Genomic DNA, 20,621 nt, shown 5'->3' on the forward strand with positions numbered 1-20,621 from the left:
AAAATGTGCGGTCAGCGCGTTCGGACGGTGGCGCCCTCTGTGCCTATGAGTACGGCGTTGGCCCAGTTGCCGCAAACCTGGGCGGGTTGGGCGCCGCGCGCACCCAGGGTCCGCAGGCTGAGTTGCCTCAACCCGCGCAGATCGATTTCCGGCTTGACCACGGCCGGCGCAGTTACCAGGCCGCTGTCATACAGCAGGCGTTCCCCGCTCCAGACCTGGAACTGCAGGCCGCCGGCGCTACGGCAGCTATCGTCCACGCCAAGGTCGGCGCGCAGCAGGTTCCAGCTGCCCTCCAGATGCAGGTCGATGCGGCTGGAAGGTCCGACGCCCAGGCCTTTGCGGAACCACAGGCCGTTCATGCGCATTTCCTTGCCTTTGCCGGCAGGACGATCACGGTTCACGCCTTTCGGCTGTGGCAGGTCGGACAGGAAGCTTTGCTGTTCGGCGCCTTCCTTCGTTCGATGTTCGAGGATGCGGAAGGTGGACAGCGCGATCGGTCCCACTTCGGCCGGCTGCATGGCGTTGATTGCCTTGGCTGGTGCTTGCGCTGCTGCGGTGACCATCGGGTCGGTGGCGGCCGCGCCCTCGCCTTCCGGGTTCTGCGTGCTGAGCACGCGGAAGCGCAGCAGGCGGCCTGCGCTGGCCGGGAAGTTGATGGTTTGCGTTTCCTGCTGCAGCTTCAAGCGGCCGCTGAAGCTTGGCTTGCCCCATTCGCCGTTGGTATCCGCAATGTAGATTTCATAGTCGCGCACCTGGCCGTGCTTCCAGTGCTCGTCGTTGCGCGGCGCAATTTCGATGCCGTCCACCAGGCGGCGCTCCGTGAAGCCGATGGTCCATTCATGCGCACCGGTGCGGATCGACTGGTTGCGGGTGGTGCGGAACCAGGTGCCGGCCTTGTCGTCGAAGGCGTTCTCCAGCGGATGGCCGGGTTCTTCGGCCGGACGGCTCACCACCAGCAGGGCGTCGGGCGGCAGCGCGCGGCCCGGTTCCGGCGCCTGCGGGAAATTGTCGTCTTGCGCGGCCAGCGTCTGCGCGCCCTGCACGGCGATTTGCAGCGCCTGGCGGATATCCTGCCTGGCGGTCTTGACGAGCAGGGTTCCCGTCCGGTCTTGCGGGTCGTAGAACCAGCCTTCCGCTGCCGCCTCATATGCCGCGCGGTCCGTGTGGGCCGGCAAACTGCGGCTCGCCGCGGTGACCGCCGCCGGCCGCTGGCGGGTCAGCATGCGCAGCGCGTAGCAGCGGCGTGCCTCCTGGCCTTCGTAGCTGCCTTCCACCGCAGCGATGTCGACGCTGACGATGCCGCTCGATTCGCGCATGCGCAGCACTTGCTGGCTGAACGCGCCCTTCTGGTACTGGCGCGTGTTGCCATCGTCTTCATACAGCGTGAACGAGGACTCGCCGTGCGGATACAGGTCCAGCGTCAGCACATCTTTCGGCTTCTCGCCGTCATACAACACTTCGGGATACATCGGCAGGATCGCGCCGGCGCGGACGAAGACCGGCAGCTTGTCGAGTGTGACCTGCAGGTCGAGGTCGCGCCCCGCAGCGCCGGCAGTCACCTGGCGGCCATCCCAGTACTCGAACCAGGTGCCTTGCGGCAGGTGGATGCCCTTGCGCCAGCCTTGCGATACCGCCTGGCTGCGATACACCGGCGCCACCAGCATGTCGCGGCCGAGAAGGAATTGGTACTTGTGCGCTTCGGTGAAAGCAGCAGGGTCGGACGGGTAATCCCACATCAGGCCACGCACCAGCGGCGCACCGCTATGCTCCGCTTCGCGCCCCAGTGTGTACATGTAGGGCGTCAGGCGCAGCTTCAGTTTCAGATAGCGCCGGTTGATGCTGCGGTAAGGTTCATCGAACCACCATGGATGCTTGCGCGCATTGGCCGACCAGCCCGACATCCCCATCAGCACCGGCGTGAACGCCTTCCATTGCAGGTCGCGGGTATAGGTCTCGGGGCTGCCGCCGAAAATCGCATCGACGTCGCCAGTCGCATAGGCCTGGCCGGACAGGCCGGAACCCACCAGCGTCGGCACATGCCAGCGGATGTAGTCCCAGCTCGCGCTCTGGTCGCCGGTCCACGCCACGGCATAGCGCTGCGTACCGGCCCAGCCCATCACGGTCCAGATGAAAGGACGGCTGTCGGAGTTGTCCAGGATGCCGTCGTAAGCGGACTTGTTGGCGTCCAGCGAAAACTGGTAGCCCTTGCCGGTCCACGCCACGTCCAGCTTCTGCACGCGGCTGCCGGCAGTGCCGACTTCCCACTTGATCTTGTCGACGCCGTTCTCGGTCCACAGCCCGGTGCGGAAACCATACTTGGCCAGGCCTTGCACCGTCTCAGGCAAACTGCTGTAGCCGCAGCCGTAGCCGTCGTTCGGCAGGATCCAGCCGCCGGGCATATCGTTCTCGCGATATTGGCGCGCCACCGCATCGACAACGTCCGGCGTCTTGCCGGTCGGGCCGTCGCTCCAGCCTTTCGGCACGGTGCCCGGCTTCTTCACATTGTCGCCATCGTTGTAGCAATCGGCATCGCCGTATTCCAGCGCCCAGCGCGGCAGCATGCGCGCACGGCCGGTCCATTCGGTGTAGCGCGCCAGCACATCGCGCACGTCCTTGCCGACGAAGTAGTAGGCATCGAAGCGCGGCTCGGCGTGCTGCAAGGCCACCACGTCCTGCTGGCGCAAATCGTAGCTGCCATCCGACCAGGTGTTGCGCAGCATGCCCCAGCCGCGGGAGCTCATGAGGAAAGGCGCCGGGCTTGGGCGGTCGCCCTCTTCCCAGCCGCCCGAATAGGACACTTCAAGCTGGCGGCCCTTGAACTCGAAACGGCCATTCTGCTGGCCGCCGCCGAAGAAGCGCTCCGCCTTGTCGCTGGACAGGGTCTGCACGCTGGCCTTATCGCCCAACTCCAGCGGCTGCACTTCGCGCCACAGCGCTTGCGTTTCGCCGGCGCGGAACAGGGTGAAGCGCACCGGGTTGCGGTCGATGCGCAAGGCCAGTTTGGACGTGCGCAGCAAAACATGATCGGGCTGCTCGCTTACGCTATGCTCAATGCGTGCAGCCGGCTTGCCGACCACGATGGCCGCGGCCTTGTCGCCGGCATCGGTCAGCTTGCCCTTGGGGCCGGCCCAGATGCGCAGTACATCGTCCTGCAGCAGGCCGACACGCACGATGGCGCCGGATTCGGTCGCCAGGTCCCAGTACAGGCCCTCGGCGGGGCCGGCCGGCGCGGCGGTGATGCTGCGCAGCTTTCCAAGTGGCGCGGCCAAGGCGGCACCTGTAGTGGCCAAGCCCATGACGGCAGCGGCGATTGCAGTGCGGGTGAGTCTCTTCATAAGCCTGCCTAAGGTGCAAGTTTTTTCGTTTTGATGGTCGTACTTTAGGAATAAAAGCAAAAAAGGTCAACAAAAAGAAAGGAAACTGCACTTTTGCCTGGGTTTACAGTCTATTTTTCTTTCGTTTTAGCCGATATTGCAGTGCAATAGCTTTCATTTAGTAGCGGATACGCAACGCGACAGGCTGGAATGTGGTGGCTGGCCGTACAGTTCCGCCTACCGCGCCGGCAGGATCATCTTTCGTTTATCTTTCGTATTTGACTTTTCGAAATACTTTATTTATGCTTTAAGTCAACTTACAACTTTTCTTTTTTCGATGACTACCCTCCTCCAGCGTGACCCGCAAGCCTGGCGCGACATCAGCGGCCTCGATACCGCCGAAGAGATTGCGCAGCAGCCGGCCCTGTGGCGCGAACTGGGCGCCAGCCTGCAAAGCCGCGCCGCCGACGTCGCAGCCTTCCTCGGCAGCTGCCTGCACAATCCGCAGCAGCGCGTGATCCTGACCGGCGCCGGTAGTTCTTGCTATGTGGGCGAAATCATCGCCGATGAGCTGAATGCGGCCTGGCCAGCGCAAGTGCGCGCCGTGGCGACCACCAGCCTGCTGACCCACCCGGAGCTGTACCTCGATCCGAATGCGCCGACCCTGCTGGTCTCCTTCGCCCGCAGCGGCAGCAGCCCGGAAAGCCTGGCCGCCGTGGAACTGGTGCGCGAGCTGGCGGCCGATGCACGCTTCATGAATATCACCTGCAATGCGCAAGGCCAGTTGGCGCGCAATGGCGATACCGATGCGCGCACGTTCAACCTGTTGATGCCTGCCGCCAGCTGCGACCGCGGCTTCGCCATGACCAGCAGCTTCACCTGCATGCTGCTGGCCGCCTTGTGCGTGCTGGGTAAAGGCGAATGGCAGCAACACCTGCCAGCGCTGGCGCAAGCCGGCGACGCCGCACTGCGCGACTGGGCGGCGCCGCTAGCCTCGTTGGCCGCGCTGCCGGTCGAGCGCGTGGTCTACCTGGGCAGCGGCCCGCTGGAAGCGCTGGCCAAGGAATCCGCGCTGAAGATCCTGGAACTGACCGGCGGCCGCGTGCTTGCCATGTCGAACACTGCGCTTGGTTTCCGCCACGGCCCGAAGTCTGCGCTGAACCAGCAATCGCTGGTGGTGCTGTTCCGCAGCAGCAAAGCGCTGTCGCGCCGCTATGAAGAAGACCTGCTGCAGGAGCTGCGCCGCGATGGCGTGGCCGGCTCGCTGGTCACCGTCGGCACCGGCTCCGACATTTCGGTCGCTGCACCGGACTTGCCTGACGCCTGGCTGGCGCCATTGTGGCTGCTGATGGCGCAGCAATACGCCCTGCACCAATCGGCGACGCTGGGCCTGACGCCCGACAATCCCTTTGCCGACGGCACCGTCAACCGCGTGGTGCAAGGCGTCACCATCTACCGCCATGACCAGTTCTGAGCAAACCGGCTATCACGGCATCGACATCGGCGGCACCAAGATCGAACTGGTGTCGTGGATCGACGCCGGCAGCGAGCTGCAGGAGATGTTCCGCGAACGCATCGCGACGCCAGGCACCGACTTCAATGAATTCGTCGCAGCGATCATTGGCCTGGTAGCGCGCGGCGACGCGGCGCTCGGCCCGCAAGGATCGCCTGCAGCGGTCGGTATCGGCCTGCCCGGCGTCATCGACAGCGCCACCGGCCGCCAGCTCAGTTCCAATGTGCCGGCCCTCAACGGCCGCCTGGTCGCAGCCGCATTGCAGGAGGCTCTGGCGCGCCCGGTCATCATCGGCAACGACTGCCAGTGCTTCGCCCTGTCGGAAGCGCAAGGCGGCGCAGCAGCGGGCTTGCCGACCATGTTCGGCGCCATCATCGGCACCGGCGCCGGCGGCGGCTACTGCGTCGAAGGACGCCTGCTGCGCGGCTTCAATGCCATTGCCGGCGAATGGGGGCATTGGACCGTGCCCGCGTCGCTGCTGGCCCTCTACCAGCTGCCAATCCTGGATTGCCCATGCGGCAAGAAGGGCTGCATGGAGCGCTATGTCTCCGGTCCCGGCCTGTCGAAACTGCACGCCCACATCGGCGGCGACGGCGCGCAGCCGCTGGCCATCACGGCCCGCGCCAGCAACGGCGACGCACTGGCCGCGCAGGCGCTGGCAATCCACCTCGACCTGCTGGGCCATGCCCTGGCCGGCCTGGTGCTGGCCTACGACCCGCACGCTATCGTGCTGGGTGGCGGCCTGTCCAAGCTGTCGCACCTGTACCAGCAGCTGCCGGCAGCCATGCGCCGCCACCTGTTCCGCGGCGTGCAAACGCCGCCTGTGCTGCCGCCGCGCTTCGGCGATGCCGGCGGTGCGCGCGGCGCCGCCCTGCTGGCGCGCCAACAAACGACGTAAATGACCATGAACCAGACTGCCCAACTTTCCCCAGTCCTGCAAATCGTCCAGGCGCACCGCGCCGGCGCAGCGGTCGGCCTGTACAGCGTTTGCTGCAGCCATCCCATCGTGCTGCGCGCCGCCATGCAGGTGGCCGCACAGTACGGCACGCCGCTGCTGGTGGAAGCCACCTCGAACCAGGTGGACCAGTTTGGCGGCTACACCGGCATGCAGCCGGCCGGGTTCCGCGATTACGTGCACCGCCTGGCGCACGAGCAAGGCTTCCCGGTCGGCCGCCTGGTACTGGGCGGCGACCATCTCGGCCCCAATGCCTGGCAATCGCAGGATGCCGCTAGCGCGATGGCGCACGCCGAAGTGCTGATCGACGCCTACGTGTCGGCCGGCTTCCACAAGATCCACCTTGATTGCAGCATGCGCTGCGCCGACGACGCGCCGGTGCTGAGCGACGAGACCGTGGCCGCACGCGCGGTGCGCCTGGCCGCCGTCGCCGAACAGGCGGCAGGCCGCGCCGGCCTGCCGCCGCCGGTCTACGTGATCGGCACCGAAGTGCCGGTGCCGGGCGGCGAGGCATCGCTGGAGCAGGCGCTTGCCGTCACCGCAGCGCCCGCCGCCGCACGCACGCTGGAAGTACACCGCAGCGCCTTCGCCGCAGCCGGCCTGCAAGAGGCGTGGCAGCGCGTGATCGCCATGGTGGTGCAGCCCGGCGTGGATTTCGACCAGGCCAATGTGCAGCACTACGACGCGGCAGCCGCGCAGGAATTGTCAGGCTTCGTGGCCGGCCAGCCTGGCCTGGTGTTCGAAGCCCACTCCACCGACTACCAGCGCGAGTCGGGCCTGCACGACATGGTGCGCGACCACTATGCCATCCTCAAGGTCGGCCCGGCTGCCACCTTCGCCCTGCGCGAAGGGTTCCTGGCGCTGTGCCTGATCGAAGAAGCCCTGCTGGGCAAGGAAAAGGCTTCGCGCCTGATGGACGTGCTGGAGCAAGCCATGCTGGCCAAGCCCAGGCACTGGCAGCAGCATTACCTTGGCAGCGAAAGCGAACAGCGCCTGATGCGCCGCTACGGCCTGTCCGACCGCTGCCGCTACTACTGGGGCGAGCCGCAAGTTGCCGCCGCCGTCGGCCAACTGTTCGCCAACCTGGCCGGGCGCAGCATCCCGCTGCCTTTGCTGAGCCAATACCTGCCGCAGCAGTTCCAGTCCGTGCTGCAGGGCGAACTGGCCGCCGCGCCGCAAGCCCTGCTTGAACACAAGGTCGGCTGCCTGCTGGCGCAGTATGCGCGGGCCTGCAGCGCCAACGCCGCTGCCAGGCACACGGCTGCCGCCATCTGTTAAGCTCGACGTTTTTACACCCAGCGACACAAGACATGCGAAATACCAGCCAACGCCGCGAAACCATCCTGCAGGCAATCGTTCAACATGGTTCGGTCCAGGTAGCCGACCTGGTGGACAAGCTTGGCGTCTCCGCCGTCACCATCCGCAGCGACCTCAGCGTGCTTGAATCGCAAGGCCTGGTGCAGCGCAGCCACGGCGGCGCCCTGCTGGCGCGCACGCCGCCAACCGAGCACACCATCCGCCAGAAGGATTCCCTGAACCAGGCGCAGAAAGAACAAATCGGCCTGCTGGCCGCGCGCATGGTGCAACCGGGCGACAACGTCATCATCGACTCCGGCACCACCACCATCTCGCTGGCGCGCCAGCTGCGCGACGCCAGCGATGTCACGGTGCTGACCAACGGCCTGAACATCGCCTGGGAACTGGCCGACGCGCCGGGCGTGGACCTGATCCTGACCGGCGGCCGCCTGCGCAAGCAATCGCTGTCGCTGCAAGGCGCCCAGGCCGAAGCCTGCCTGTCGGCCTACAACTTCGACAAGCTGTTCCTCGGCGTCGACGGTTTCGACCTGCAGTTCGGCATCACCACCCACCACGAGGCGGAAGCAAACCTGAACCACAAGATGGTGGAACGCGCCAAGAAAGTCATCGTGCTGACCGACGCCTCCAAGTTCGGCCGCGTCTCGCTGCACCGCATCGTGCAGCTGGACCGCGTGCATACCGTCATCACCGACGCCAGCATCAGCACCGAGTATCGCGAGGGGCTGGAGAAGCGCGGCATTGAAGTGATCATCGCGGAGTAAAAATGCTGCAAGGCCGTATCCTCACTCCCGACGGCTGGATCACTGGCGCCATCGCCTTCGACCAGCGCATCGCCAGCATCACCGAAGGCCCCGCCGCCGAAGGCTTGACCATCATCCCCGGCTTCGTCGACCTGCACGTGCACGGCGCCTCCGGCGTCGACATCATGGAAGGCGGCAATGCGGGAGCCGTGGTGGCGCGCAGCCACGCGCGGCACGGCACCACCGCGCTGCTCGGCACCACGCTGACTGCCAAAGAGGATTCGATCCGCCACGCCCTGCAAGGCCTGGCCGGCGCCATCGCACAGCGCCCGCAGCACGGCGCGCGCATGCTGGGCGTGCACCTGGAGGGCCCGTTCCTGAACCGGCGCCGCCTGGGCGCCCAGCCGCCCGACGTGGTGACCGGCAGCCGCGCCCTGGTGGAAAGCTACAACGCCATCGCACCGATCCGCGTGCTGACCATGGCGCCCGAAGTGACGGGCCACCTGGAACTGATCCCGCACTTGAAGAACATGGGCATCCGGGTCCAGATCGGCCACAGCGCCGGCAGCTACGACGACGGCGTGGCCGCCATGCGCGCCGGCGCCGCCGGCTTCACCCACCTGTTCAACGGCATGACCGGCATGAGCCACAAGGAGCCGGGCATGGTGGACGTGGCCATGGCGCACGCCGAATACGCCGAAATCATTCCCGACCTGCTGCACGTGCACCCGGGCGCCATGCGCGCCGCGCTGCGCGCCATCCCGCGCCTGTACGGCGTGACCGACGCCACTTCCGCCACCGGCATGCCGGACGGCGAATATGCGCTGGGCACCCAGCGCGTGTTCAAGTGCATGGGCTGCGTGCGCCTTGCCACCGGTTCGCTGGCCGGCTCGGTGCTGACCATGGACCAGGCGCTGCGCAACTTCGTCAGCCTGGGCATGGACGTGGCGGAAGCTTCCCGGCGCCTGTCGCTCTTCCCTGCCGACTACCTGGGCGAGTCGCAGCGCGGCCGCCTGGCGCCCGGAGCGTGGGCCGACATCGTCGTGCTGGACCAGTCTTTACACCCTGTGGCCGTCTTCGTTGAAGGCGAGGCCATTCCACTCTCATAAAAATATCAGGAGATCCGATGCAGGCCTTATCCATGCGCTATTTACTGTTTATCGCCGGGATGGGCGGCCTGCTGTACGGGATCGACGTCGGCATCATTGCCGGCGCCCTGCCTTACCTGGAGTCCACCGCTTCCGTTGCCTGGAAGCTGAGCGCGCAGCAACTGAGCTTCATCGTTGCCGCCGTGCTGCTTGGCTCGGTGCTGTCTTCCCTGTTTGCCGGCGCCATTGCCGATGCCATCGGCCGCCGCTGGGCGATGGTGCTGGCCGGCGCCCTGTTCACCATCAGCATCCCCTTGATCGCGCTGTCCGACGGCTACACCCCGCTGCTGCTCGGGCGCCTGCTGCAAGGCATCAGCGGCGGCTTGATCGGCGTCGTCGTGCCGCTCTATCTCGCCGAGTGCCTGGGCGCGCAACAGCGCGGCCGAGGCGCCGCCCTGTTCCAGCTCCTGCTGACCATCGGCCTGGTCGCCGCCGCCGTGATCGGCCTGCTGCAGGCACAGAACGTCGAGGCCGCAACCCAGGCCGCGCAAGCCTTGCCGGACACCGCGCGCGCCGCCGCCGTATTCGACGCCAAGGACCACGCCTGGCGCAGCATCTTCTGGATGTGCCTTGCGCCCGGCCTGGTATTCACTTTCGGCAGCGGGCTGCTGGCTGAATCGCCGCGCTGGCTGGTACAGCGCGGCCGCATCGAACAGGCGCGCAGCGCCCTGCTGCGCAGCCGTGCCGCTGCCGCAGCGGACGCCGAACTGCGCGACATGCAGGCCGCTGCCGGGGTAGTCGTGCAGCACGCCGCGCCCGGCGGGCCGAGCGAAGGCGACATCGCCGCCGCGCGCGGCGTCGTGGCCGGCAGGGGCGGCGCGCCTGCAGCGCGCAGCCCGGCCGGCGCCGCCGCGGCCGACGATCGCCTGCTGAGCCGCCGCTACATGCTGCCATTCCTGCTGGCCTGCCTGGTGCTGGCCTGCACCCAGGCCACGGGCATCAACTCGGTGCTGGCCTACGTGGTCAATATCCTGAACCAGGCCGGCCTGCCCGGCGCCAGCGCCAACATGGCCGACGTCGGCCTCAAGCTGCTGAACGCCGTCATGACCGTGGTGGCGGTGCTGCTGGTCGACCGCAAGGGCCGTAAATTCCTGCTGATGCTGGGCAGCGGCGGCATCGTGATCGCCCTGCTGAGCGCCGGCCTGCTGTTCCGCAGCGTCGAGAGCGAGCGGCGCGACGTCGGCGCCATCGTGGCGGCGCAAGCCAAAGGCGATACCCTGTCGCTGCGCCTCGATGCAAAAACCCTCAAGGCGCTGGGCGCGCAAGCCGGCCAGGACGCAGCGCCGCAGCTGCTGACCGTGTCCTACTCCTACGGCCCGTTCACCAACGTGCAGACGCGCCGCAGCGACGATCCGGCGCTGGCGCCCATGGTGTTGTCGCGCGACGACACCGTGCAGCCGGACAGTGTGATCGGCGCCTTCTTCCGCCGCCTGCACCTGAATCCATTCGCCGATCCGGCCGCAGGGCGCAACGCGCCTTTGACAATCGAACAGGCGCAAATCGGCGCCCTGCCTTCGGCAGCCCATGGCTGGCAGGTGACGCTGGCAATCTGCCTGTTCGTGGCCAGCTTCGCGGTGGGCCCCGGAGTCTGCGTGTGGCTCGCGCTGTCGGAACTGATGCCAACCCGCATCCGCTCCAACGGCATGAGCATTGCGCTGCTGGTCAACCAGTTTGTCTCGACCACGATTGCAGCAGTGTTCCTGCCGACCGTGGGCCGGCATGGCTACGCTGCGATGTTCTTCTTCTGGGCCGGATGCACGGTGGTGTACTTCCTGGCTGCGGCTTTCCTGCTGCCGGAGACGAAAGGGAAAACGCTGGAGGAAATTGAAGCGCACTTCGCGCGCTAGCGCAGTGGCTGGACTGCTTCCGCCGGCAGTACGCGGCGGAAGCAGGAGGGGGAGCTTAAGGCTTGTTGTAGTTGGCCGAACGCGGGCCGTACAGCAGGCCGCGCTGGCCGCCGGTGGCCAGCATGCGGTTGCTTGCCACGCCAGCGATCGGGTACGAGGCATCGGTCGCGGTATTGATGATCTGCTTGACCGCAGCAGCCACCAGGGCGCCGATCAGGCCGCCGCCGCTGTTGTTGTTCTGCTCTGCGCTGGAAGCAGTCGCCTTGCCTTCCCACAGCAGCGCGCCGCTCTTCAGGTCCACCAGCTTGGCTTCCGCCGCCACCACGACTTCGCTGTTGATCACGGTATACACCGAACCGTACTTGGTCACCGTCACGTACAGGGCGGCGTCGGCGCCGAAGATTTCCTGCAGCTTCTTGGTGCTGACGTTATGCACGTCGACCGCGTTGGCCAGGCCGTTCTGCTTGAAGGTCTCGTCCACCGCCGTTACCGGCAGCACGTAGTAGCCGGCTTCCGCCAGCGGGTAAGTCATTTGCGACAGCATGCCGTAGGTCGCCTTGACTTCAGGCGAGTTGTTCAGCGGTGGCAGCACCACGATCGACTTCGGCTTGCTGGCCTTGAATGCGGAGTAATCGTATGGTTCCTGGTGCGTGGCGCAACCCACGGCAAACATCGCAGGCAGCAGGCAAGCCGCCAGTTTCATGCACTTCTTGATCATTGGGCGGCCTTCTTAGTATTCTTGAGCAAAAAGTCCATATACGCTGCGGACTCAGGGAACAGCTGCTTCTCAGCCTCGAATTGGGCGGCCATCAGGTCGCCACGGCCGATCACCGAATACAGCACGCCGAGGTGGGCATGGTAGCCCGGTGGCGGCGTCTTGCCTTGCGCATTGATCTTCAGCAGGTCCTTTTCCAGCACCTCGATCTGGGCGATCGGGCTCTCGCCCTTGAAGTACTGGTACACCTGCGGCTGGTAGCTCTCCCACTGGTAAATCGTTGCCGGCTGGTGCTGGCAGCCGGCCAGCGCCAGCGTTACGCCAAGGGCCAGGGTCAAACGGCGCATCATGGGCGCGCCTCGCGGAATGCGCCGGCTTCCATGCCCGCTACCAGGCGCTCAACTGCTTCGCGCATGGCCAGGTCCAGCACCTTGCCGTTCAGGGTAGCGTCATAGCTGGCGGTACCGCCAAAGCCCAGGATCTCGCGGTTGGACAGGCTGTATTCGCCTGCGCCGGCTGCCGAGTACACCACTTCCGAAGTAGCGATATTCACCACGTTCAGGGTGATCTTGGCGTAGGCGACCTGCGTCTTGCCGCGGCCGGCGAGGCCGAACAGCTGGTGGTCGCCCACTTCCTTGCGGCCGAATTCGGTCACGTCGCCGGTCACCACGAAGTCAGCGCCCTTGATGTTCTGGCCCTGCTTTTTGTAGGCGGCTTCCTGCTGCAGTTCCGCCATATTGTCGCGGTCCAGCACGTTGAAGCGGTTGGTCTGCTGCATGTGCGAAATCAGGATGGTCTTGGCTTGGGCGCCGAGGCGGTCGACGCCGTCGGTGAACACGCCGCGCATGAAGCTGGAACGGTTGTCGAATTTGCCGACCGCTACCAGGGTGCGCGGGCCGACGTATGGACGCGAGGCGCTGGCGACTTTTTCCACTTGCAGTGCCTGGTGGCTTTCGGTTGCGCAGCCCGCCAGTGCGGCGACAGCGAAGACAGAGGCGAGGATTTTCTTCATATCAATTTCTAAATTAAGTTTCGATTATTGAATTATATGGTGCCTTGCGGCAATGCGCAAATTGTGTTATGGGAAACATCACGTTGCGAAAAAATCATTTAGGCTCATCTGCCCGATAAGTGTTGGTGCTAGGATGCTGCTGTGTTGCCACATCCCACACTCACACGCGATGAATATTCTTGCCCTGCTGTTTGCTACTGCATTAGCCGCCGCGCCTGCCGATGGCATGTTTGAACCGGGCCTGGTGTCCGACAACGGCGTGTTCGGCTTCACCTTGTCGCCCGATGGCCAGCACGCGCTGTGGGTGCAGTCGGGCGGCGCCCGCACCCGGCTGCTGATCGTGGAATCGCACAAGGTGGACGGCAAGTGGCAAAAGCCGGCGCCGGTGCCATTCTCCGCCACCGACGGCTCGCGCGACATCGACCCGGCCTTCGCACCGGACGGCAAGTCGATCATCTTCCAATCCAATCGCCCGCTGCCGGACAGGCCGGGCCGCAAAGGCTTCGATATCTATTCGGTAGCGCTGCAGGACGGCCGCTGGGGGCCGCTGCAACACCTGGGCCACGACATCAACAGCGACGAATCCGAATCATCCGGCTCGATCGCTGCCGATGGCACCATCTACGTCATGAAGAACGGCGCCGAAGGCAAGTCGGACCTGTGGCGTTCACGCCACGTCGACGGCAAGTACATCGCGCCGGAGCGCATGCCGGAGCCGGTCAACACCGGTCCATGGCGCGAATCGAATCCCTACATCGCCGCCGACCAGAGCTACCTGCTGTACTTCTCCGACGCGCCCGGCGGCGCCGGCGACATGGACCTGTACATCAGCTTCAATGGCAAGAACGGCTGGAGCACGCCGAAAAATATCGGCGCCCCATTCAACACCGCGCAGGCCGAATTCACGCCCTTCGTGCACGGCAAGCGCCTTTACCTGGCACGCCAGGTAAAAGAAGGCGAACGCTTCATCGAGAATATTTACAGCTACCCGTTCGAGCCGGGCAGCTATCGTTAATTGGGGCGATGGCCGTAACTGAGGACGCGGGTAATCAGCCAGTTGCCCGACTTATTGCTCCAGACAATGGCGAAGTCCGCCAAGCCTTCGCATTGTCCGCTGGCAAATTGGCAAAAGCGGTGCGAACCCGTTTCAATCGCGCCGAAGTCCTTGACCGCGGAGACTTTGAGCGTGCCCGGCACAATCTCACGCCGGAAATTGCCGCAGACGTATTTTTGCGTATTGGCGATCATTTCCTGGCGCGACCAGGTGACTCCGCCCGTGTCGTGGTAAAACTCCACGTCCGGCGCAAAAAAACCCGCGTGCTTTTGCAGCTGCTCCGGCGCGCTGCAGTGGTTGAAGGCGTCGAAAGCGGCGGCGTCGAGATCCGCAATGGTCTTGGCCAGCGGTTCGGCCGTGGCCGCCGACGCTGTCATGGCCGTCAAAGCGAACAGGGTTGCAAGCGGCATGCTGAGCTTTTTCATGAAAATGTCCAGGATTGGGAGTTGTCAATGTAACATGCGTGAGCTCTGGCGGCAGGACGCAATAAATTATTTGTGCACCGCACAAACCTATGCTATACTGCGTTCCGTGGTGAAGTCCTCGAGAACCTCACCCTGTAGCACCAAACATTGGTCACAGGCCGGCACCTTGCAGATAGCATTGGCTGACCGCTTCGCACCGCGCAGATAGCACGGGCTGTAGCAGCGATTGAAACATTGGCATTACATTGAAACGAAGCCCGCAACAACGCGGGCTTTTTTTTCGCTCCTCGCCCACCCAATCGCAAAGGAAAACACCATGGCAAAAGAAGAACTCATCGAAATGAATGGCGTGGTCACCGAGATCCTGCCGGAGCAGCGCTTCCGCGTCGACCTGGACAACGGTCATAAGCTGATTGCCTACACCGGTGGCCGCATGAAGAAGAACTTCATCCGCATTATTGCCGGCGACAAGGTCACGCTGGAACTGTCGCCGTACGACCTGAACAAAGGCCGCATCGTATTCCGCCACATCGAACAGCGCGGCACATCCGGCCCACGTCCGGCACCGCGTCGCCGCTAATTTAAAAGTCGGGGTCAGGTCTGGCAATCGGACATTTCGCGCAGCGAAATGTCCGATTGCCAGACCTGACCCCGACTTTTATGCTGGAAGGCGTTCCGGGGTGAGGCGGGCGGCGGCGGTGGCGAGGTGGCGCGCTGCGCCGGGCTGGCCGTTGCGCTCGGCCAGCGAGAGCCAGCGCCAGGCCTGTTCGGCGTCGGCTTCGGTGCCCTGGCCGGTCAGGAACATCAGGCCGGCATTAAGCTGGGCCCGGCCGTGGCCCTGGCGCGCGGCGGCCAGGTACCAGGACAGCGCTTGCTGGAAGTCGCGCGGCATGCCCTGGCCGTTGTCGCAGCGCAGGCCAAGCGTGAAGCATGCCAGTATGTGGCCTTGCTCGGCGGCCTTGCGGTACCAGGCGTTTGCTTGCAGCAGGTCGGGCGCGGGACCGTCGTCGCGGTCGTGGATCTGGCCCAGCATGAATTGCGCGGCCACGTAATCCTGTTCGGCGGCGCGGCGATACCAGGCCAGCGCCTTGCGCGCATCCTGCGGCACGCCCTGCCCGCTTTCATAGCGCAGGCCGAGGTCGAATTGGGCCCGTAAATGGCCCTGGTCGGCCGCCTTGCGGTACCAGAAAATCGCTTCCTGCTGGTCGCGCGCCACGCCGAGGCCTTGCTCATATAACTGCGCCAGGTGGTATTGCGCGGCCGGGTGGCCCGCTTCGGCGGCCTTGCGGTACCAGTGCGCGGCTGCGCGATGGTCTTGCGCCACGCCCTGCCCCTGCTCGTAGCGCTGGCCCAGGTTGTTCTGCGCGCCGGCGTGCCCCAGTTCGGCGGCGCGCCGGTACCACTGCAGCGCCAGCGCTTCGTCGCGCGGCACGCCGTTGCCGTTGTCGTAGATCAGGCCCAGGTTGAACTGCGAGCTGACGTGGTCCTGCTGCGCCGCCAGCGTGTACCACTTGATGGCGCGCGCGGCGTCGGCCGCCACATCCTGCCCCTTGTCATAGCGCAGCGCGAGATTGAACTGGGCCGCGGCATAGCCTTGCTCGGCGGCCTTGCGGAACCAGCCCAGCGCCTGCTTGCCGTCCTGCGCCACGCCTTGCCCGTTGTCGTAGCGCAGGCCGAGGTTGAACTGGGCCCGGGCATAGCCCTGTTCGGCGGCCTTGCGGTACCACATGATCGCTTGCGCGAAGTCCTGCGGCACGCCCCGGCCAGTGTCGTACATCATCCCGAGATTGTTCTGCGCGCCGGCGTCGCCCTGGTCGGCGGCCCTGGCGAACCAGTGGCGCGCCTGCTCGGTGTCGTGCGGCACGCCCTGGCCCTTGGCATACAGCCAGCCCAGGTTGTACTGCGCGGCGGCATAGCCTTGCTCGGCCGCGAGCTGGTACCAGTGCGCCGCTTCGGCGAAGTCGGTATCGACGCCCTGCCCTTTCTGGAACATCACGCCCAGGTTGTATTGGGCGTGCTCCAGGCCGGCGTTGGCCGCCTGGCGGTACCAGGCCACGGCCAGCTCATAGCTCTGCGCTACACCCTGGCCGTTGAAGTACATGAAGCCCAGGCTGTGCTGGGCATTGGCCACGCCGCGCTCGGCCAGTTGGCGCAGGCGCAGGAATTCGGCCACTTCAGCCGGGGCTTGGCTCTGCATCGATGCTTACGCCTGGCTTGCCAGCCGCAGTCCGGCCGGGGCCACGGCGACAGGGGCGTCGGCCTGGTTCTGCGCCGCCAGCACCTGCATGAAACCGGTCAGCGCGATCGGGCGGTAATACAGGTAGCCTTGCATGGTGGCGCAGCCGTTGGCAGCCAGGTAGCGCGCCTGCACTTCGGTCTCCACCCCTTCCGCCACCAGGTGCAGGCCGAGGCCGCGCGCGATCGAGATGATGGCCAGGATCACAGGATAGTGGCCATGCTCGTCGTGGATCTCCTTGACGAAGCTCTGGTCGATCTTGATGGTGTGGATCGGGAAGCGGTGCAGGTAGGACAGCGAGGAATAGCCGGTGCCGAAATCGTCGATGGCAACCGACACGCCCAGCTGGCACAGCTTGTTCAGCTGCTCGATCGCGTATTGCGGGTTGCGGATGCAGATGTTCTCGGTGATCTCGACTTCGATCTGCGACGGCGAAATCTGGTAGCGCGCCAGCGCATTGCGCATCTTCTCGAAGAAGTCGCCGCGGTCCAGGTATTGCGGCGACAGGTTCAGCGACAGGCGGATATTGTCGGCGCCGGCAGCATTCCACAGCAGCAGGTCGCGGCACAGCGCGCCGATCATCCAGTCCGAGATCGGCAGCATCAGGCCGTTCTCTTCGGCGAACGGCAGGAACTCGCCGGCCGACAGCAGGCCGCGCGCCGGGTGGTTCCAGCGCATCAGGCCTTCGGCGCCGATGATGCGGCCGCTGGCCATGTCGACCTGCGGCTGGTAGTACATCTCCAGTTCGTTGTTTTCCAGCGCCTTGCGCAGCGACTGCTCCAGCGCGATCTTCTGGTGCGACATGTCCTGCATCGACGGGTGGTAGAAGCTGTGGCCGTTCTTGCCCTGCGCCTTGACCTGGTACATGGCGATGTCGGCGTGGCGCAGCAGCTCTTCGATCGAGTCGCCGTCGCTGGGGTAGACCGCGATGCCGATCGAGGCCGAAATGTGCGCCACGTGGCCGTCCAGGTCGAACGGCTGCTGCAGCACTTCCTGGAACTTGTCGGCAATGGCCTTGGCATCGCCGCGGTCGCGCAGTTCGGGCAGCACGATGGTGAATTCGTCGCCGCTGTGGCGCGCCAGCGTGTCGCCCTTGCGCAGGCACTCCTTCAGGCGCCGCGCGGCCTGCTGCAGCAGCTCGTCGCCCTTGACGTGGCCCAGCGTGTCGTTGACCAGCTTGAAGCGGTCCAAGTCGATGAACATCACGGCCAGCTCGGCCAGCTTGCGCTTGGCCTGGATCACGGCCAGCCCCAGGCGGTCCTTGAACAGGATGCGGTTCGGCAGGTCGGTCAGGATGTCGTGGTAGGCCTGGTAGGAAATCATCTCCTCGGCCCTCTTGCGGTCGGTGATGTCGCGCGCCACGCCGTAGGTGCCGAAGAATTCGTGCCGCGCCACCTCCTCGCCCGGCACGTGCATGCCGATCGCGTTCAGCGAGATCGTCATCAGGGTGTTGCTGAAGGTGCGGTCGCCGGCGGCGCTGTTGTTGCACTTCAGGCGCAGCTCCACATTGCGCGAGGCGCGTTCGTCGACGCGGCGCTCGTTGAACACGTAGCGCGCGCGCTCCTGGTCTTCTTCGTGCACCAGCAGCGAGTAGTGGCGGCCGATCAGCTCTTCGCGCGAATAGCCCAGCAGCTGGTAGGCGCGGTCGTTGACGAAAGTGAAGCAGCCTTCGTGGTTCAGGGTGTAGATGATGTCGGGCGAGCTGTCCACCAGGTAGCGGTACATCTTCTCCGAATTTTCCAGGCGCTGCGCGATGCGCGTGTTCTCCACCGCCAGGCGGCGCTTTTGCAGCGCGTTTTCCACCGTCTTGAGCAGCTCGGGCGGATTGTACGGCTTGCGCAGGTAATCGTAGGCGCCGCGCTTCAGGGCGCCGATGGCGGCCTCGATGCCGGCCTCGCCGCTCATCACGATCACGTCGCAGTCGATCTCGCGCGCGTTCACGAAGTCCATGATGTCGTGGCCGCTCATATCGGGCAGGCGCAGGTCCAGCAGCAGCAGGTCGAACTGCTGGCGGCTCAGGTGCGCCAGCGCTTCGGCGCCGCTGGCGGCGGTGACCAGCTGGTAGCTGCCCTGCACGCGCAGCAGCTCATACAGGGAAGACAGCAGGCGCGCTTCGTCGTCAACCAGCAGCAGGCGTGGCTGGAATTCCGGTGCCGCGGCCGCGGGCGTCGGGATCATCTGGTTCATGCGGGCCTTATACGGAATCCACCGCGCCGCGCGCCTGCACCGGGGCGAGCTGGCTGGTGCTGCCGCGGGCCGGCAGCAGGAGTTCAAACGAGGTGCCGTTGGCGCCGCTGCGGCAGCTGATCATGCCGTTCATCTTCTTCACCAGGCTGTGCACGATGGACAGGCCCAGGCCGTGGTGCTTGCCTTGCTTGCTGCTCTGCACGGCGGTAAACAAGTTGGCCAGCACTTCCTGCGACAGGCCGGGGCCGGCGTCGCCCACCGCCAGCTCCACGTACAGCCGGCGTTCGCGGTTGACCAGGCCGCGGTTGGCGATCTCGATGCGGCCGCCATCGGGCTGCGCTTCGATCGCATTCTTGACCAGGTTGACCAGGATTTGCTTGAGCAGGTCGGCGTCGCCGTCGATCTCCTGCGGGCCGTCCTGCATGCGCGTGATCACCTGCACCGAGGCGGGCAGGAAGTCGGTGGCGCGGAACAGGCGCAGCACGTCTTCTACCACGCGCGCCACATTGGCCAGGCAGGCGCCGTCGCTGGGCTGCAGGTCGGCCAGGCCGTTGATCAGGTGGCCGACGCGGTCGATCTCCTCGTTCAGGATCGACATTTCAGACACCACCGGCTCGCGCCGCGCCAGCTTGGCGTCCAGCACCGACAGGTAGTTCTTGATGATCGACAGCGGGTTGTTCACCTCGTGCACCACGCGCCGCGAGGCCTCCCTGTATTCCTCGGCCACGTGCGCCAGCTGGCGCCGGGCGTGGCCGCGCTCCGACAGCGCAGTCTCCAGCGCATTGGCGGCCTGGCTGCCGTAGGCCTGCAGGAAGCGCTGCTTCTTTTGCAGCAGCGGCAGCTGCCAGGCCGGCACGCCGCCCACGATCATGCCCAGGCAGCGCTGGCCGGCCACCAGCGGCAGGCATACCAGCGCTTCGCTGCCGACGATGCGCAGCAGCTGTTCTTCGGCGATGCCCAGGCCGGCGCCGGCGCGCGCGGCAAAGGCCGGCTGGCGCTGGTTGGCGGCATCGGCCAGCAAGCCGGGCTTGTTCAGCGGCACGGTGAACTCGGCCAGGCGCTGCTGCGCTTCGCCGCTGCCGGCGCCTTGCAGCGCGTGACCGGTCGGGCTCTCCAGCAGGATCACCGTGGTCCCGAGGTCGAACAGCATGCGCGCCGAACGCGTCATGGCGTCCAGCATGCCGGCTTCGCCCTGCTGGCGCGCGAAGCACTGGCCCATCTCCTGCACCAGCACCATATTGCGCACTTCTTCCGACAAGCGCGCCTGCACCGGGTCCACCGGCGCCGGCGGCGCGGCGGGCGGCGCCGGCAGCTCGCCGGCGCCGGCCAGGTCGATGCCCAGCGCTTCGGCGGCGCGCGCCACTTGCCGCGCAGCCGACTTGACGAAGGCGTCCAGCTTGTCTTCTTCGACGCCGCACAGCGCGGCCGCGGCGGCAGCCGCCTGCGGCGCATCGGCGTGATAGCACAGCTGGTGCGCCAGGCGCACGATGCGGATCAATGGGTGCGCCGCTTCCAGGCGCGGCAGCGGCTCGTGGTGGTACAGCACCGAGTCGGCCAGGAAGGAATCGAGGTTCCAGCGCTCGATCAGCCAGGCGCCCGCCTCGGCGTGGGTGATTTCCAGCGTGCGCAGCTCCACTGCGCACAGCTCTTCGTCGTCGCGCGCGCTGAAGTTGTAGGCGTATTCCTTGGGCGCGGTGGCCAGCAGCGCCAGGCGGCCGACATTGTGCAGCAGGCCGGCCAGGTAGGCTTCTTCCACGTGCGGGTAAGCGAGCGCGCGCGCGATGTCGCGCGCGATGACGGCGGTGCTCAGCGAGCCTTTCCAGAAGGCGCGCAGGTCGGTGCTGCCGCTGTGCGGGAAACTGCTGAAGGTCTGGAATACCGATTCGGAGATCACCAGCGTCTTGATGGTGTCGGTGCCGAGCGCAACCAGGGCCTGCTCCAGGCCCACCGTGCGCTGGTGGCGCTGGTAGGCCGAACTGTTGGCCACGGCCAGGATCTTGCTGGCCATCCCGGCATCCTTGGCGATCAGCGCGGCCAGCTCCGGCATGCCGGCGTCGTCGGCTTGCAGGAGCTCGATCAGCTTGATCAGGATCTGCGGCATGGCGGGGAGCCGCGCGATCAGCAAGCGATTGCGGATGTCTTGTTCGGGATGTTGCAT

16 protein-coding genes are annotated in these 20,621 nt (G+C 65.8%); 8 read left to right on the forward strand and 8 right to left on the reverse strand.

Annotated elements, in window-relative coordinates:
* Nucleotides 1-11: 11 nt before the first annotated feature.
* Nucleotides 12-3,335 (reverse strand): TIM-barrel domain-containing protein, encoded by a 3,324-nt coding sequence (locus tag ASD07_RS19595; protein ID WP_055934136.1) that lies wholly within the window; start codon nucleotides 3,333-3,335, stop codon nucleotides 12-14.
* A 316-nt stretch (nucleotides 3,336-3,651) separates the two neighbouring features.
* On the opposite strand from ASD07_RS19595, the gene ASD07_RS19600 reads away from it, so the two are divergent.
* From ASD07_RS19600 to ASD07_RS19625, 6 genes are read left to right on the forward strand one after another with little or no spacing between them, the layout of a single operon-like run.
* Nucleotides 3,652-4,788 carry an SIS domain-containing protein gene (locus ASD07_RS19600; RefSeq protein ID WP_055934138.1) on the forward strand — a complete coding sequence of 379 codons (1,137 nt, stop codon included), beginning with the start codon at nucleotides 3,652-3,654 and terminating at the stop codon, nucleotides 4,786-4,788.
* Complete coding sequence (locus ASD07_RS19605) at nucleotides 4,775-5,725, forward strand: ROK family protein (RefSeq protein ID WP_055934140.1); 951 nt, start codon at nucleotides 4,775-4,777, stop codon at nucleotides 5,723-5,725. The genes ASD07_RS19600 and ASD07_RS19605 overlap by 14 nt, the downstream gene beginning before the upstream one ends.
* Before the next feature lie 6 nt (nucleotides 5,726-5,731).
* Entirely contained in the window at nucleotides 5,732-7,060 is a 1,329-nt protein-coding gene (locus ASD07_RS19610) for a D-tagatose-bisphosphate aldolase, class II, non-catalytic subunit (RefSeq protein ID WP_055934493.1), read from the forward strand.
* 32 nt (nucleotides 7,061-7,092) lie between these two features.
* Complete coding sequence (locus ASD07_RS19615) at nucleotides 7,093-7,860, forward strand: DeoR family transcriptional regulator (protein WP_055934142.1); 768 nt, start codon at nucleotides 7,093-7,095, stop codon at nucleotides 7,858-7,860.
* A 2-nt stretch (nucleotides 7,861-7,862) separates the two neighbouring features.
* Nucleotides 7,863-8,948, forward strand: a complete 1,086-nt coding sequence (locus ASD07_RS19620; protein ID WP_055934144.1) for an N-acetylglucosamine-6-phosphate deacetylase — start codon at nucleotides 7,863-7,865, stop codon at nucleotides 8,946-8,948.
* Nucleotides 8,949-8,965: 17 nt separating this feature from the next.
* Nucleotides 8,966-10,834 carry an MFS transporter gene (locus ASD07_RS19625; protein WP_055934146.1) on the forward strand — a complete coding sequence of 623 codons (1,869 nt, stop codon included), beginning with the start codon at nucleotides 8,966-8,968 and terminating at the stop codon, nucleotides 10,832-10,834.
* 55 nt (nucleotides 10,835-10,889) lie between these two features.
* Here ASD07_RS19625 and ASD07_RS19630 read toward each other — a convergent pair whose 3' ends face one another.
* From ASD07_RS19630 to ASD07_RS19640, 3 genes are read right to left on the reverse strand one after another with little or no spacing between them, the layout of a single operon-like run.
* Nucleotides 10,890-11,552 (reverse strand): DUF799 domain-containing protein, encoded by a 663-nt coding sequence (locus ASD07_RS19630; RefSeq protein ID WP_055934149.1) that lies wholly within the window; start codon nucleotides 11,550-11,552, stop codon nucleotides 10,890-10,892.
* Complete coding sequence (locus tag ASD07_RS19635; RefSeq protein ID WP_055934150.1) at nucleotides 11,549-11,899, reverse strand: DUF4810 domain-containing protein; 351 nt, start codon at nucleotides 11,897-11,899, stop codon at nucleotides 11,549-11,551. Before ASD07_RS19635 ends, ASD07_RS19630 begins: the two co-directional genes overlap by 4 nt.
* On the reverse strand, nucleotides 11,896-12,561 hold the full coding sequence (locus tag ASD07_RS19640; RefSeq protein ID WP_055934152.1) for a CsgG/HfaB family protein: 666 nt from the start codon (nucleotides 12,559-12,561) through the stop codon (nucleotides 11,896-11,898). The genes ASD07_RS19635 and ASD07_RS19640 overlap by 4 nt, the downstream gene beginning before the upstream one ends.
* A gap of 169 nt (nucleotides 12,562-12,730) precedes the next feature.
* Between ASD07_RS19640 and ASD07_RS19645 the strand changes: the two genes are divergently transcribed.
* Nucleotides 12,731-13,576 (forward strand): PD40 domain-containing protein, encoded by an 846-nt coding sequence (locus ASD07_RS19645; protein WP_055934154.1) that lies wholly within the window; start codon nucleotides 12,731-12,733, stop codon nucleotides 13,574-13,576.
* Here the strand turns inward: ASD07_RS19645 and ASD07_RS19650 are convergent.
* The gene (locus ASD07_RS19650; RefSeq protein ID WP_055934156.1) at nucleotides 13,573-14,040 is read right to left on the reverse strand and encodes a DUF4440 domain-containing protein; all 468 of its coding nucleotides are present in this window, start codon (nucleotides 14,038-14,040) and stop codon (nucleotides 13,573-13,575) included. The genes ASD07_RS19645 and ASD07_RS19650 overlap by 4 nt on opposite strands.
* A gap of 316 nt (nucleotides 14,041-14,356) precedes the next feature.
* Between ASD07_RS19650 and infA the strand changes: the two genes are divergently transcribed.
* The gene (gene infA, locus ASD07_RS19655) at nucleotides 14,357-14,620 is read left to right on the forward strand and encodes a translation initiation factor IF-1 (protein ID WP_055934158.1); all 264 of its coding nucleotides are present in this window, start codon (nucleotides 14,357-14,359) and stop codon (nucleotides 14,618-14,620) included.
* A 78-nt stretch (nucleotides 14,621-14,698) separates the two neighbouring features.
* Here the strand turns inward: infA and ASD07_RS19660 are convergent, their stop codons facing one another.
* The 3 genes from ASD07_RS19660 to ASD07_RS19670 are packed head-to-tail and all read right to left on the reverse strand — an operon-like array spanning nucleotide 14,699 to nucleotide 20,621.
* Complete coding sequence (locus ASD07_RS19660) at nucleotides 14,699-16,237, reverse strand: SEL1-like repeat protein (protein WP_055934160.1); 1,539 nt, start codon at nucleotides 16,235-16,237, stop codon at nucleotides 14,699-14,701.
* 6 nt (nucleotides 16,238-16,243) lie between these two features.
* On the reverse strand, nucleotides 16,244-18,463 hold the full coding sequence (locus tag ASD07_RS19665; protein ID WP_055934162.1) for a bifunctional diguanylate cyclase/phosphodiesterase: 2,220 nt from the start codon (nucleotides 18,461-18,463) through the stop codon (nucleotides 16,244-16,246).
* A 7-nt stretch (nucleotides 18,464-18,470) separates the two neighbouring features.
* The gene (locus ASD07_RS19670; RefSeq protein WP_055934164.1) at nucleotides 18,471-20,621 is read right to left on the reverse strand and encodes an HDOD domain-containing protein; all 2,151 of its coding nucleotides are present in this window, start codon (nucleotides 20,619-20,621) and stop codon (nucleotides 18,471-18,473) included.

The sequence above is a fragment of the Duganella sp. Root336D2 genome (assembly GCF_001425005.1).
Lineage (GTDB): Bacteria > Pseudomonadota > Gammaproteobacteria > Burkholderiales > Burkholderiaceae_D > Rugamonas.

Coding starts and splice junctions, on each gene's coding strand:
- ASD07_RS19595 (WP_055934136.1), bottom strand. CDS start 3,335: ATGAAGAGACTCACCCGCACTGCAATCGCCGCTGCCGTCATGGGCTTG.
- ASD07_RS19625 (WP_055934146.1), top strand. CDS start 8,966: ATGCAGGCCTTATCCATGCGCTATTTACTGTTTATCGCCGGGATGGGC.
- ASD07_RS19620 (WP_055934144.1), top strand. CDS start 7,863: ATGCTGCAAGGCCGTATCCTCACTCCCGACGGCTGGATCACTGGCGCC.
- ASD07_RS19605 (WP_055934140.1), top strand. CDS start 4,775: ATGACCAGTTCTGAGCAAACCGGCTATCACGGCATCGACATCGGCGGC.
- ASD07_RS19640 (WP_055934152.1), bottom strand. CDS start 12,561: ATGAAGAAAATCCTCGCCTCTGTCTTCGCTGTCGCCGCACTGGCGGGC.
- ASD07_RS19635 (WP_055934150.1), bottom strand. CDS start 11,899: ATGATGCGCCGTTTGACCCTGGCCCTTGGCGTAACGCTGGCGCTGGCC.
- ASD07_RS19670 (WP_055934164.1), bottom strand. CDS start 20,621: ATGCAACATCCCGAACAAGACATCCGCAATCGCTTGCTGATCGCGCGG.
- ASD07_RS19610 (WP_055934493.1), top strand. CDS start 5,732: ATGAACCAGACTGCCCAACTTTCCCCAGTCCTGCAAATCGTCCAGGCG.
- ASD07_RS19600 (WP_055934138.1), top strand. CDS start 3,652: ATGACTACCCTCCTCCAGCGTGACCCGCAAGCCTGGCGCGACATCAGC.
- infA (WP_055934158.1), top strand. CDS start 14,357: ATGGCAAAAGAAGAACTCATCGAAATGAATGGCGTGGTCACCGAGATC.
- ASD07_RS19660 (WP_055934160.1), bottom strand. CDS start 16,237: ATGCAGAGCCAAGCCCCGGCTGAAGTGGCCGAATTCCTGCGCCTGCGC.
- ASD07_RS19630 (WP_055934149.1), bottom strand. CDS start 11,552: ATGATCAAGAAGTGCATGAAACTGGCGGCTTGCCTGCTGCCTGCGATG.
- ASD07_RS19650 (WP_055934156.1), bottom strand. CDS start 14,040: ATGAAAAAGCTCAGCATGCCGCTTGCAACCCTGTTCGCTTTGACGGCC.
- ASD07_RS19615 (WP_055934142.1), top strand. CDS start 7,093: ATGCGAAATACCAGCCAACGCCGCGAAACCATCCTGCAGGCAATCGTT.
- ASD07_RS19665 (WP_055934162.1), bottom strand. CDS start 18,463: ATGAACCAGATGATCCCGACGCCCGCGGCCGCGGCACCGGAATTCCAG.
- ASD07_RS19645 (WP_055934154.1), top strand. CDS start 12,731: ATGAATATTCTTGCCCTGCTGTTTGCTACTGCATTAGCCGCCGCGCCT.